Below are 11345 nucleotides of genomic sequence, written 5' to 3' on the forward strand. Positions count from 1 at the left end.
GACGCCTTTCGGCGATTGGAATCGAGTGGCCACCGGCTACAGCCCCCGCTGGTTCGCGGGCAAGTCAACGATTGGTGCGCCGACATCGGCGAGTTGGACCAGGAACGGATTGGTCGCGCGTTCCCGCTCGATGGTGGTGGTCCCGCCGTGGCCGGGAAGCACGGCAGTGGAATCGTCGAGTGGCAGAACCACTCGTGCCAGTGAGTCCATCATCTGCGCGGAGTCTCCCCCGGGCAGGTCGGTGCGGCCGATGGATCCGGCGAACAGCAGGTCGCCGCTGAACATGATCGGGGGGTAGTCGTCGCCGGCCGGTGCCAGGAACGACACTGACCCAGGGGTGTGGCCGGGCGCATGGTCCACCCGCAAGGTCACCCCAGCCAATTCGATCAGTTCCTGATCGGCGAGTTCGCGGACGTCGTCCGGCTCGCTGAACTGCATGCGACCACCGGTCATCTCAGCGAAGGCTGCGGCGGTTTCACCGGAGATCCCAGCCAGTGGGTTGCTGAGCAGTTCGCGGTCGCCGGGGTGGATGAATGCCGGGATGTCGCGTGCCTCGCATACCGGAAACACCGACCACATGTGATCGATATGACCGTGGGTGAGCACCACCGCAACAGGCTTGAGCTTATGCTCAGCAACAAGGTCGTCGACTCCGGGCGCGGCATCCTTACCTGGATCTATCACGATGCACTCTTGGCCAGGGCCAGCAGCAACGACATAGCAATTGGTCGCCCATGGGCCAGCCGGAAATCCAACGATGAACACGTGCACGAGGGTAACGACCTCGTCCGCAGCACTTGCGACCTACACTCCTACCTTGCCCGACATGCCACTTTGAGAGGAACCCGACGTTGGTCAGCGACAAGCGCGCGAGGCAGGTAGCCCGAGCGAAGGCCGAGCGCCAAGCTGCCCGTCGCGCTGCCCAACGGCAGCAGAACCGGGCGCGTGCTCTGTGGGCTGCGGGAATCGTCTTCGGCCTGATCGTCGTGGGTGGAATCATCTTTGCCGCCTGGCCGGAAAGCACCCCCACAACGGCGCCGGCGAGCGATGCCGCCCCCGCCAGCGCCAGTGCCGCCCCAGCGCCGATCCCGACGCCCCAAAACGTCAGTTGCACCGACGCAACGCCGAGCAAGCAGACCAAGAGCTTCACGAAGGCCACAGATGAAGGCCTTAAGCCAGGAGCGACCATGACCCTGGGCACCAATTGCGGATCCATCGTCATCGACCTTGACGTTGCGCAGGCACCGAAGACCTCCAACGCGATCGCATTCCTGGCCGATCAGGGCTGGTACGACAACAACAGCTGCCATCGGCTGACGGTCGAGGGCATCTTCGTCGTGCAGTGCGGATCACCCAGTCTGGATGGCCAGGGAGGTCCTGGGTTCAAGCTGCCGGAAGAGAACCTGCCCAAGGCTGGAGCGAATGGTGTGGCCAGCTACCCGGCTGGCACGGTTGCGATGGCCAACGCGGGCAAAGGCACCGGTGGCAGCCAATTCTTCTTGGTCTACCAGGACAGCCCACTGCAGCCGGACTACACGATCGTCGGGCAGGTGACCGGCGGCCTGGACGTTGTTCAGTACGTTGCTTCCCAAGGTGTGTCGTCCGCGTCCACGACCGGACCTGCTGACGGCCCGCCCAACCAACCGCTCATCATCAAGTCTGCAACCGTGAGGAACGGCTGATGTCCACTCCGACACCACCCCCAGCGCCCAAACCGGCGCCGTCCCCGGGGGTACGCCCACAGCCTGCGCCGGCAGCGAACTTCGGCCGGATTGCCGACGACGGCGCGGTCTTCCTCAGACTGCCCGACGGCAGCGAGCGGCAGGTCGGGCAGTGGGCGACCGGGAACCCCGCGCAGGCAATGGAGTTCTTTACGAACAAGTACGCGGATTTGGTCACCGAGATTGACCTGGCTGCCAAACGCCTGGCAGACGATCGAGCAACACCAGCGCAGGCGCAGGCGACGGTGGGCAGGATTCGTGCCGCCCTGACCGAGCCGGCTTTTGTCGGTGATCTAGCGGCATTAGTCGCCCGGGTTGGCCAACTTGAGGTCCTCATCAACGTCAAGAAAGCCGCACTGGCCGAGACCAAAGCGGCCGATCGCGCACAGTCGAAGGCTGCCCGCACGGCGCTGGTCGAAGAGGCAGAGAAGCTCGCAACCTCCGAGCAGTGGCGTGTCACCACCGAACGGTTCAAGGCGATCATCGACGAGTGGAAGCTCATCCCGCGATCTGATCGTGGGTCCGAGAACGAGCTCTGGAAGCGGCTGTCCGCCTCCCGAACAGCGTTCGATAAGCGCCGCAGAGTGCACTACGCGGAATTGGAAAGCGCCCGCGACAGCGCGAAGGATGCCAAGCTTGAACTGGTGAAGGAGGCCGAGAGGCTGTCGACCTCGACGGATTGGGCCAAGACCACCCGCTCCTACCGAGAGTTGCTGGAGAAGTGGAAGAAGGCCGGACGTGCAGGCAAATCTGACGACCGATTGTGGGGCCAATTCCGCGCTGCCCAGGACGCGTTCTTCAAGGCTCGCAACGCGACCTATGCAAGCCGCGACGAGGACGAGAAGAAGGCACTGGCAGCCAAGGAGGAACTGCTCGCCGAAGCCGAGAGGCTGGTGCCCGTCAAGGATCCCCGTTCCGCCAAACGCGCTCTGCGTTCAATCCATGACAAGTGGGACAAGATCGGTCGGATTCCGCGTGGCGATATGAAGCGCATTGAAGCGCGCCTCAGCAAAGTCGAAGACGCCGTCCGTGGTGCCGACTCACCCCGGGGAGTTTCAGCCAACCCCGAACTGCGTGGGCGAGCCGCCGACACGGTCTCGGGTTTCCGTTCGAGCGTGGAGAAATTGGAGAAGAAGTTGGCCACCGCGAAAGCATCCGGCGACGAGCCGGCCACCGCCAAGGCTCAGAGCGCCTTGGACTCAGCCCAGACGTTGTTGGCGGCAGCCGAGTCAGGACTCGCGAAGTTCGGCGGCTGACCAGCCCTCGCGGCCTTGTTAGACCCGGTAAACGTCGAACACACCCTCCACGCCTTTGACCGTGTTCAGTAGCGAGCCAAGATGTTTGGGATCAGCCATCTCAAAGGTGAACCGCGACAACGCGATTCTGTCCCTGCTCGTGGCGACCGAGGCCGACAAGATGTTGACATGCTGATCGGACAAGGCGCGCGTCACATCTGAGAGGAGACGCGCGCGGTCGAGTGCCTCCACCTGGATGTTCACCAGGAAGACGCTGTTGGCCGTTGGTGCCCACTCCACCCCGACCATGCGGGCAGCGTCCTCGGATAGGGACGGCACATTGACGCAGTTTTTGCGGTGGACCGAGACTCCCGAACCTCGCGTCACGAACCCGACGATGTCGTCACCGGGCACCGGCGTGCAGCAGCGTGCGAGTTTGACTAGGACATCCTGAGTACCGGCCACGATGATCCCGGGATCAGTGGCAGGTCGGGCGGCGGCGGCGGCGGTAGCTGCGGCAGTCGCCGAGGCAGGCGTGGTTTCCTCAGCAATGTCATCGTCGGTGCCCTCTTCACCACCGAGCGATTGAACGATCCGGCTGACAACGGCAGCAGCGGAAATCCGGCCGTCACCGATTGCTGCGTACAGCGTCGAGATATCGGCGAATCCCAACTCCTGGGCGATCGGAAGGAGGTTGGCGGCCGTCATCAACCGCTGGATCGGCAGTCCCTGTTTGCGCATCGCTCGACCAAGCTGCTCCTTACCCGAGTCGATGGCCTCTTCGCGGCGTTCCTTCGAGAACCAACCCTTGATCTTGTTGCGGGCCCGCGGGGACACCACAAACGACAGCCAGTCCCGACTCGGACCGGCGTTCTCGGATTTGGAGGTGAATACCTCCACCACGTCGCCGTTATCTAGCGTCGATTCCAACGAGACCAGGTTGCCGTTTACGCGCGCGCCGACGGTCCGGTGGCCGACCTCGGTGTGCACCGCATACGCAAAATCCACTGAGGTGGAGCCTGCCGGCAAGGCGATGACATCGCCCTTAGGCGTGAATACGTAGACCTCACTGGTGCCTAAGTCGTAGCGCAGCGTGTCGAGGAACTCCTCTGGATCCTCGGTCTCGCGCTGCCACTCCATCAACTGGCGCAGCCAGCCCATGTCATCGGGACCGTGCTTGCCAGCGACATCGGTTTGCTTGTATCGCCAGTGGGCGGCAACGCCGAACTCCGCCGAGCGATCCATGTCGTAGCTGCGGATCTGCAACTCGACCGGTTTGCCCTCGGGACCGATGACCGTCGTGTGCAGCGATTGGTACATCGTGAACTTCGGCATCGCGATGTAATCCTTGAATCGGCCGGGAACCGGATTCCAGCGGGCGTGAACCACCCCGAGTGCCGCGTAGCAATCGCGGACGGAGTCGACCAAGATTCGGACGCCGACCAAGTCATAGATGTCGGCGAAATCGCGGCCGCGGACGATCATCTTCTGGTAAATCGAGTAGTAGTGCTTTGGCCTGCCGATGACCTTGGCCTTGACCTTGGCGCCTCGAAGGTCTTCCTCGACCGTGTCGATTACGCGGGCCAGGTACTTATCCCGGCTCGGCTGGCGCGACGAGACCAGCCGGACGATCTCGTCGAACATCTTCGGGTACAGGGTCTCGAAGGAGAGATCTTCCAATTCCCACTTCATGGTGTTCATCCCAAGCCGGTGGGCAAGCGGCGCGTAGATCTCCAGCGTCTCGCGGGCCTTCTTTTCCTGCTTGTCCGGCGGCATGAACTTCAGCGTGCGCATGTTGTGCAAGCGGTCCGCGAGCTTGATCACCAGCACTCGAATGTCGCGGGCCATCGCGACCACCATTTTGCGAACCGTCTCGGCGGTGGAACTGTCGCCGTACTTGACTCGATCGAGCTTTGTCACCCCGTCGACGAGGCGGGCGATCTCATCGCCGAACTCCTCCCGCAGGTCGTCAAGGGAGTAGCTGGTGTCCTCGACCGTGTCATGCAGCAGCGCCGCAACCAGGGTGGGCGCCGTCATTCCGAGATCGGCCAGAATCTCCGCGACGGCGACGGGGTGAGTGATGTACGGGTCGCCAGAGCGACGCATCTGCCCAAGATGGAACTCGGCAGCAACCTCGTAGGCACGGATGACAACCTGCCGGTCGGCCTTGGGATGAAACTGGCGCAGCGTGCGCAGCACACCATCGAGTTCGGGCGGGTTACCACGCGATCCACCCAAGCGCGCCAGCGCCCGGCGGCGAAGCGTGGCGTTGCCGTCGGCGTTTGGGCTAGTCGGGGTTTCCTGTGTCACAGGTACCTCCCAACAGTGGGGCCAGTTCGTCCTCAGTCTTGGCTGCCGATTCTACGGGCAACTGTGACAGACCGGGTCAGCCTTTGTTTCGTTTACTCTTCGGCTGATTCTTCGGTTGATTACGCGGGCCCTGGCGGTGTGGTCGTTCCTTGCGGGCGGTGGTTGCTGGTGCCGTTGCCGCCCCAGCACTAACCGCCGCCGAATCGGAACCGTCGGAATCCACGTCCCCGGCGGCGTCACCGCGGGCTGCACGCTCTGAGACTTTGCGATCCAGACCCGCTTTGCGTCCAGCCACACGGGCCGCGAGCGCCTTCATCTGCGGTTGCTTCTCTTTCAGTTGGCACAAGAATGGCGTCGCCACGAAAATCGACGAATAAGTACCCGCCGCCGTTCCGATGAACAATGCAAGCGCCAAGTCTTTCAACGTGCCCGCACCCAGCAGGCCCGCCCCAACAAAGAGGATTGCCGCCACCGGCAACAACGCCACGATGGAGGTGTTGATCGAGCGCACGATCGTCTGGTTGACGGCGAGGTTTGCCGCACCGCTGTAGGTCATGCGGCTCTGACCCGCGATACCGCGGGTGTTCTCCTTGACTTTGTCGAACACGACGACGGTGTCGTACAGCGAGAAGCCAAGGATCGTCAACACCCCAATGACCGTGGCAGGGGTTACCTCAAAGCCCACCAACGCATAGATGCCGATCGTGATGAGCAGGTCGTGGATGAGGGCGACTAGGGCCGCCACCGCCATCCGCCATTCAAAGTAGACGGTCAGGAAGATCGTGACCGCAACCATGAACACAGCCAGCCCGAGGAGAGCCTTCTTGGTGATCTCACCACCCCAGGTCGCACCGACCAGTTGCACTTTCACGTCGTTGCGATCGACCGCACAGGTCGTACTCACGTCGTTGAGGAAGGCATTGCTCTGATCAGGTGTGAGCACCGAAGTCTGCACGCGGATACTGCCGTTGCCGAGCTGGGTGACGATTGGGTCGCTGGCGCCCGCCTTAGTGGTGACGTCACGGACTTGCTCCACCGAGCACGAACTGGTCGGCACGACGAACTCGGCACCGCCCTTGAATTCGATTCCCAAGTTCAACCCGCGAACCGCCAAACCCAAGACGGCGGTCAGCAGGATGATCGCCGACAGGGCATACCAGCGGCGACGGTTGTCAACGATGTTGTACGAGACCTCGCCGCGGTAAAGCTTCGAGCCGAACGATCCAATTCGTGACATCAGCTCTCGTCCTTTCCGGCCGCGGTGGCTGTGCCGACATCGTCGCCGGGCTCGTCCGCCAATCCCCCACCGCCAGCAGGAACTGGGGTTTTGCTCCGCTTGCGTGACCTGGACTCGGAGTCGGGATCAACTGACTTGACTCCCAGTCGGGCCGGACTCATGCCGGTCATCGAGCCGCCGTGGGCAAACCAAGGCGTCCGGGCCAGAATCGCCACCACCGGTCTGGTGAACATGAATGCGACTGCCACGTCAATGATGGTGGTGACACCAAGGACGAAGGCGAATCCGCGGACATTGCCGATGGAGATGAAGTAGAGGATCGCAGCGGCCAGCAGCGACACGAAGTCAGCGGCTAGCAACGTGTTGCGCGCTCGGGTCCAGCCCACCTCGCACGCAACCCGTAGGGATCGACCATCCCTGACCTCGTCGCGTATTCGTTCGAAGTAGACGACGAACGAGTCAGCCGTAATACCGATTGCCACGATCGCACCGGCGATACCCGCAAGCGTCAACGCCAGGCCCAGGGTTCGGCCCAGAATCACGAACAGCGAGTACGTGATGCCCGCAGCGACAATCAAGCTGACGACCGCGACGACGCCAAGCGCACGGTAGTAGGCCAGCAAGTACAACACCACCAACAGCAACCCAAGGCCACCGGCAAGTAGTCCTGCCTTCAACTGGTCGGCGCCGAGAGTCGGAGAAACCGAGGTGACTTCGGCAACCGTCAGGTTCACTGGCAGGGCGCCATACTTGAGGATATTTGCCAGGTCGCGGGCACCCTCGGCGGTGAAGTTGCCGTTGATCGACGCCGTCCCGCCGAGGATTGGCTCCTGAAAGTAGGGCGAGGACTGCACCAGGCCATCGAGGACGATGGCGAACTGGTTCGTCGGTGGCGGCTGCTGGTACAGCTTGGTTGATACGTCAGCGAGGGCTTTGGCACCGCTCGCGTCGAATGTCAGGTTGACCTGCCAGCCGCCGGCACCGTTCTGGGGAAGTTCAGCTGATGCGTTGCTGACTTGGGTGCCCTTGATGAATGCCGGTTCCAGCAGGTACTTGGCGGTTCCGTCCTTGGAACAGGTAACGATCCACTGTGCCGGGTCGTCCGGGGTTCCGCCTTGGCGGTTCGCAGGATTCGAGCAATCGAGCTTGGCGAATGCCTGCTGCAGGACGACGTTGTTCGTCGGAGATTGAATCGGTGGCAGTTGCGCGTCGTTGGGTTTCGGCGACGCGGTGGGCGTGGGGGTTGGGGTCGGATCGGCCAACGGCACCGAGGAACCCTTCTTGCTGGTCTTCTTTGGCGCGGGCGTGCCCGGGGTGACGGACTTGCTCGTGCCGGTACCGGTGTCCGACGCGGGCAGCGGCCCACCCGCCTGCTCCTCCTTGACCGGCCTGAAATCCAGCAGGGCCGTTTGGGACAGCTGCTGGGCAATGCGATCTTGGTTTACACCGGGTACCGACACGACAATCGCTGAACTTCCGCCGGAACCCTGGGTCGTCACCTCTGCCTCGGACACACCGAAGGCATTGACGCGCTGGCGAATGATCTGGACCGACTGGTCCAGTTGTTCCTTGGAGACTGCCCCCTGGCCGTTGGCCGATTTGGGTACGAGGGTGACCTGAGTGCCGCCCTGCAAGTCCAGGCCAAGCCGGGGCGCGTGATCTTGACCAGGCCAAAATGCCCACGTTCCTAGCCCGACGAGTAGCACGATCAAGATTATGAGCGTGCGCCATGGACGTGGTTTGGACGTTGCTGCCACTAGTGGGATCCCAGGTTCGAGGTGGACAGGGCGGGTGTCAGTTTGTCAGCGCCCATCTGTGTTCGGCGCATCTGCCGCGATGTCTGCTGGACTTTCTGTCAGGTCCTGGGTGCTGGCAACCTCATCGGCATCGTCGGATACAGCCGGGAAGCCGTCGTCAACAACCTTGGCAATCGCGGGCTTGAGCAACTGGACGATCACGTTGGGGGCGATTTCGAGGCCGATCTCCTCATCGGAGACGGATCGGACGTAGCCGAACATGCCAGCCGTTGTCATGACTCGCTGACCAACCTCGATCTGGTTGACGAGCTTCACCTGCGCGGCTTGGCGCGCTTTGGCGGGACGCAAGACGAGAAACCAAAAAGCGAGCGCCAGTAGCGCGAGCATGGCGATGGGCAGCACATTCATCGTGGACTCCGTTCATCTGTCGCCGCCACGGTCGCTGTTGACGATGCTTAGGCCGACATGGCTTGTGGTGCGATCCTAACCCGACTCTGGATCCTCGATGAGCAAGAGCGGCTCCGCACCGCCGGTACGTAGTTGTTGAGCGCCCGCTGGCCCGGGAGGCGACGGTAGCCCAAAGTAGGACCACGCCGACGCCGTTGCGACGCGACCGCGGGGGGTCCTCATCACCATTCCCGCCCGAACCAGGAACGGCTCAACCACGCTCTCGACGGTCTCGGGTTCCTCTCCGACCGCGACCGCGAGCGTGGAGAGTCCTACTGGTCCGCCGGCGAAGTGCTTCACGAGGGCGCTGAGCACGGCGACGTCGAGGCGATCGAAGCCTCGCTCGTCAACTTCGAACAACTCAAGTGCCGCGCAGGCGGTCGGTTGGTCGATCGTCCCGTTGCCGTGAACCTGGGCGTAGTCCCGAACCCGGCGCAGCAGTCGGTTGACGATCCGAGGGGTGCCTCGGGAGCGTCGGGCGATCTCGGCTGCGCCATCGGCCTGCAGCTCGACCCCGAGCAGTCCAGCCGAGCGCGTCACGATGGTCTTCAGGTCGGCAGGTTCGTAGAAATCCATGTGTGCGGTGAAGCCGAACCGATCCCGCAGCGGGCCGGGCAACAGACCCGCCCGCGTTGTCGCGCCGACCAGAGTGAAGCGAGGAAGCTCCAGCGGGATCGCGGTAGCGCCGGGGCCCTTTCCCACCACCACATCGACGCGGTAGTCCTCCATCGCCAGGTAGAGCATCTCCTCGGCCGGTCTAGCGAGTCGGTGAATCTCGTCGAGGAACAGCACCTCGCCCGGTTGCAGGCTGGTAAGCAGCGCCGCTAGATCGCCGGCGTGGGTGATAGCGGGCCCACTGGTGATCCGCAGCGGAACAGCGAGTTCGGCGGCGACGATCATGGCCAGCGTGGTCTTGCCCAGACCGGGCGGACCTGACAGCAAGACGTGATCGGCCGTGCGGCCACCCTGCTTGGCGGCTTGCAGCACGAGGCCCAGTTGATCACGTACCCGGTTCTGGCCGACAAACTCAGCCAGGGACTCCGGTCGAAGCGCACCTTCGGTGACAATATCCTCGGCCGTGGCCTGCGGTGCGACGGTACGGTCCTCGTTCATCGGGTATCCAACCCGCGCAGAGCAAGGGCCAGCATCTTGGCCACAAGAGCTGCGTCGTCGAGCTCCTGATACTGCGCCTGCTGGGGGGCAATCAGCACGACGACCTCGTCGGACTCCCGTGCCGACCACCCGAGACTCATCAAGGCCTCCCGCACAGAAGCTCGCCAGCGAGCGTCGCCGTCCGGCGGGGATGACGAATCGCGGACATCAATATGGGCCATTGTTGGTGGAGCAATCTTGCCAGCCAACTCGAGGGCCATTCGCTGCGCTCCCTTGCGTCCGATCCCGGGCACCTGCACCAAGACCGCCTCGTCATTAGCGTGGATGGCTGCCCGCAGTTGCTCCACGGTCAACGCCGACAGCACTGCCAGTGCCAATCGTGGCCCGACTCCCGAAACCGACAACAACACGTCGAAAGTGTCTCGCCCATCCGCGTCCAAGAATCCGAACAACGTCAGCGAGTCTTCCCGTACCACGAGGCTTGTGAAGAGCGTCGCCTCGCCGCCTCGATGCAGCTGCCGCAGATCCGTTGCGGTGCACTGAATGGATAGTCCGACACCGCCAACCTCGACGATCGCTGATTCGCGTCCTACCTGGGTCACGGGTCCCCGCAGAGACGCAATCATGATCGAACCACCAATTGGGCAGCCGCGAGAGTCGCTTGCTGTCGAGCCACGGCGGCATCGATCGCCTGTTGGGCCGGGGCACGCCACGCATGACAAATCGCTAAGGCGATGGCGTCGGTTGCATCTGCTGGCCCTGCGACCGGCTGATTGACGATCCTGGACACCATGTTTGCCACCTGTGTCTTGCCAGCGACACCGGATCCGGTTACCGAGGCCTTGACTTCACTAGGTGTGTGGAAGGCGACGCGAATACCCGATCGCGCGGCGACCAGCGCAGCTATTCCAGCTGCCTGCGCGGTACCAGTGACGGTGCGAACGTTGTGCTGGCTGAACACCCGCTCGATGGCGACAGCATCGGGACCGAACTCCGCGATCGTCGCAAGGAAGGCTTGTTCAAGGAGGACCAGCCGATCGCCTAACTCCGCGGTGTTGGGTGTCCGAGCAACATCAACACTGAGCAGCCGGACGCTGCGCCCAGCGCCAGCATCGATCACGGCAATACCGCAACGGGTCAGGCCTGGATCCACGCCAAGCACACGCATGAGCAACCTCCCGCCGAAACTGCGACTTAACCCACCGAGGGCATTCAGTCGTACACATGTTCGGATTTGACACTAGCGCCCGGACCCTTCAACGTCGCGGCGGCGCGCCAACTCCAACCAGGTTCGCGACCTCAGTCGGTGAGTGCCTTCTTCGCCGGAGCCTTCTTCGCCGGAGCCTTCTTCGGCGGGGCTTTCTTGGCCGGGGCTTTCTTGGCCGGGGCTTTCTTGGCCGGGGCTTTCTTGGCCGGGGCTTTCTTGACCGCCGACTTCTTGACTGCGGCTTTCCTTACCGGCGCCTTCTTCGCCGGGGCCTTCTTCGCTGGGGCCTTCTTTACCGGGGCCTTCTTCGCCGCGGCC

11 protein-coding genes are annotated in these 11345 nt (G+C 63.1%); 2 read left to right on the forward strand and 9 right to left on the reverse strand.

Annotated features, from left to right (window positions below; all coding sequences use genetic code 11):
- Positions 1–36: 36 nt before the first annotated feature.
- On the reverse strand, positions 37–765 hold the full coding sequence (locus tag KAZ48_00925) for an MBL fold metallo-hydrolase (protein ID MBP7971332.1): 729 nt from the start codon (positions 763–765) through the stop codon (positions 37–39).
- A gap of 86 nt (positions 766–851) precedes the next feature.
- Between KAZ48_00925 and KAZ48_00930 the strand changes: the two genes are divergently transcribed.
- Both KAZ48_00930 and KAZ48_00935 read left to right on the forward strand, forming a co-directional pair.
- Positions 852–1682: a peptidylprolyl isomerase gene (locus tag KAZ48_00930; protein MBP7971333.1), complete on the forward strand. Its 831-nt coding sequence runs from the start codon at positions 852–854 to the stop codon at positions 1680–1682.
- Positions 1682–2977 (forward strand): DUF349 domain-containing protein, encoded by a 1296-nt coding sequence (locus tag KAZ48_00935; GenBank protein ID MBP7971334.1) that lies wholly within the window; start codon positions 1682–1684, stop codon positions 2975–2977. Before KAZ48_00930 ends, KAZ48_00935 begins: the two co-directional genes overlap by 1 nt.
- 18 nt (positions 2978–2995) lie before the next feature.
- Here the strand turns inward: KAZ48_00935 and KAZ48_00940 are convergent, their stop codons facing one another.
- The 8 genes from KAZ48_00940 to KAZ48_00975 form a co-directional block, all read right to left on the reverse strand.
- Entirely contained in the window at positions 2996–5302 is a 2307-nt protein-coding gene (locus tag KAZ48_00940) for a bifunctional (p)ppGpp synthetase/guanosine-3',5'-bis(diphosphate) 3'-pyrophosphohydrolase (protein MBP7971335.1), read from the reverse strand.
- A gap of 40 nt (positions 5303–5342) precedes the next feature.
- Complete coding sequence (secF, locus tag KAZ48_00945; GenBank protein MBP7971336.1) at positions 5343–6503, reverse strand: protein translocase subunit SecF; 1161 nt, start codon at positions 6501–6503, stop codon at positions 5343–5345.
- Positions 6503–8260: a protein translocase subunit SecD gene (gene secD / locus KAZ48_00950; GenBank protein MBP7971337.1), complete on the reverse strand. Its 1758-nt coding sequence runs from the start codon at positions 8258–8260 to the stop codon at positions 6503–6505. The genes secF and secD overlap by 1 nt, the downstream gene beginning before the upstream one ends.
- A 45-nt stretch (positions 8261–8305) precedes the next feature.
- Positions 8306–8668 (reverse strand): preprotein translocase subunit YajC, encoded by a 363-nt coding sequence (gene yajC / locus KAZ48_00955; GenBank protein ID MBP7971338.1) that lies wholly within the window; start codon positions 8666–8668, stop codon positions 8306–8308.
- A gap of 75 nt (positions 8669–8743) precedes the next feature.
- Entirely contained in the window at positions 8744–9820 is a 1077-nt protein-coding gene (ruvB, locus tag KAZ48_00960; GenBank protein MBP7971339.1) for a Holliday junction branch migration DNA helicase RuvB, read from the reverse strand.
- Positions 9817–10446: a Holliday junction branch migration protein RuvA gene (gene ruvA / locus KAZ48_00965; GenBank protein MBP7971340.1), complete on the reverse strand. Its 630-nt coding sequence runs from the start codon at positions 10444–10446 to the stop codon at positions 9817–9819. The genes ruvB and ruvA overlap by 4 nt, the downstream gene beginning before the upstream one ends.
- Entirely contained in the window at positions 10443–10988 is a 546-nt protein-coding gene (gene ruvC / locus KAZ48_00970; GenBank protein MBP7971341.1) for a crossover junction endodeoxyribonuclease RuvC, read from the reverse strand. Before ruvC ends, ruvA begins: the two co-directional genes overlap by 4 nt.
- Positions 10989–11119: 131 nt before the next feature.
- Positions 11120–11345 (reverse strand): hypothetical protein (locus KAZ48_00975; protein MBP7971342.1); only part of this gene is annotated, 226 nt, incomplete at its 5' end.

It is taken from the genome of Candidatus Nanopelagicales bacterium (assembly GCA_018003655.1).
In the GTDB taxonomy this organism is placed as follows: domain Bacteria; phylum Actinomycetota; class Actinomycetes; order S36-B12; family UBA10799; genus JAGNDY01.